Raw genomic sequence first — 1,998 nt, 5'->3', positions numbered from 1 at the left:
ATAAAATACAGACCGTTACATATATAAAAAAAGTTCTGTTTCCAAGAATGGTACTTCCTAAAAACAGAACTAATATTTTAACTTTCAAATCTGCCTAATCAATAGTTGATTTCTGAGATTCAACCTCTTCAGAAGAAATATTATTACGACAATCCCGTTTCACAAATCTTTTAGTATTGTTTGCAATAGAAGCCAATGCTCTATATAATTCGGCTAACAATCTTCCACTCACAACAACAAGGAATCCCATAATTGGATATATAATAACCATAATAAATCCAGAACCAATATGAAGGAAACCTCCTCCAAGAATATCACCTACATAACTATCAAGCCCAAAGATAACAAACAACAATGAGATTATACATCCACCCACTCCAAGATAGAATCCAAGCCACTCACCAAGTGTTTGTATAAAATGAGACACAACAGGTATAGCAACAAAATCATTGTCCTCCTGAAGATATTCTTTTACCTTCTTCTGCCTGTTAAACCAAAGATGAGCACTCATAATTCCTAAAAAGATAAACAAAAGGAATATCAATACACAAGCAAACACTTCTCCTCCTGAAAGGAATTTAAGTATCCTACTATCCATATAAATGACATATAATGGGAACAGCAGATTCAAAGCGGCAATCACCGCATACAACCAACGGAAAGGTTCACGATAAAATTTTCCATTGTCAATATAATTCCAAACCTTGTCTAAAAAAGCGAATAATTTGTTGTCCATAATACTATGATTTTAAATTAAACAATAACTATTTCCATGTAAGAGTATTTATAAGTCAGCTTATGCAACAAAGCTGTAGAACAAAGATAATAAAATATATTATAAAAAATTATATTTCCTCATTATTATCTTAAGACTCCCCCCTATTACTCCACAAATACAACCATAATTTTTTCTACATCAAACCACAACGAAAGAATTGAATCATATTCATGATTGCCAGTTGTATATCTTTAGTTTTCTACATCAAACCACAACTGATACCAGTGTCGGTATGGGTGTTCCGTTGTTGTATATCTTTAGTTTTCTACATCAAACCACAACTTTGGGGAGTTTCTCTTTTATCTCTAACAGTTGTATATCTTTAGTTTTCTACATCAAACCACAACTTCACATCTAGTCCATCCGTTTTTACCTCTGTTGTATATCTTTAGTTTTCTACATCAAACCACAACTTCACAAAAATACGTAAATTTACAATATAAGTTGTATATCTTTAGTTTTCTACATCAAACCACAACCAAGCTGCGTATGCCACGTCTCTTGACGAGTTGTATATCTTTAGTTTTCTACATCAAACCACAACTCACTCTGCATTTTATAGACTTGTGACTATGTTGTATATCTTTAGTTTTCTACATCAAACCACAACTATAAGTAATATTACTACAATGTACAGATGTTGTATATCTTTAGTTTTCTACATCAAACCACAACTGTGTTACACTGTAAGTCTTAGGTAGCGAAGTTGTATATCTTTAGTTTTCTACATCAAACCACAACAAGTGGGGTGCTTCTTACTCAATGCAGTGGTTGTATATCTTTAGTTTTCTACATCAAACCACAACAAGCTGAGTGAGCCACTGGTCCCATGCACGTTGTATATCTTTAGTTTTCTACATCAAACCACAACTAAAAACGAAATTGGAAAAACCGTACCAAGTTGTATATCTTTAGTTTTCTACATCAAACCACAACGCCCATGAAATTATGCATTGTTTATTGAAGTTGTATATCTTTAGTTTTCTACATCAAACCACAACGTCATTTAATTCCGGGTCATCGTATATGTCGTTGTATATCTTTAGTTTTCTACATCAAACCACAACGCCCATGAAATTATGCATTGTTTATTGAAGTTGTATATCTTTAGTTTTCTACATCAAACCACAACTACCCATAGATTACCGTCTATCAGATATGGTTGTATATCTTTAGTTTTCTACATCAAACCACAACAAGCACTTTACCCTGTTCAGCAG

The 1,998-nt window shown here is 32.9% G+C and carries 1 protein-coding gene and 1 CRISPR repeat array; the gene reads right to left on the bottom strand.

The genetic code is table 11. From position 1 onward, the window contains the following. Positions 1–94 precede the first annotated feature (94 nt). Positions 95–736 (bottom strand): hypothetical protein, encoded by a 642-nt coding sequence (locus I6E24_RS16085; RefSeq protein ID WP_204508645.1) that lies wholly within the window; start codon positions 734–736, stop codon positions 95–97. 222 nt (positions 737–958) lie between these two features. Continuing rightward, positions 959–1,975: a CRISPR direct-repeat array (repeat unit 36 nt; unit sequence GTTGTATATCTTTAGTTTTCTACATCAAACCACAAC). Between the last annotated feature and the right edge of the window lie 23 nt (positions 1,976–1,998).

Source organism: Bacteroides caecigallinarum, from assembly GCF_021530995.1.
Taxonomy (GTDB): domain Bacteria; phylum Bacteroidota; class Bacteroidia; order Bacteroidales; family Bacteroidaceae; genus Phocaeicola; species Phocaeicola faecigallinarum.
This window is presented reverse-complemented; position numbering and strand designations above follow the sequence as displayed.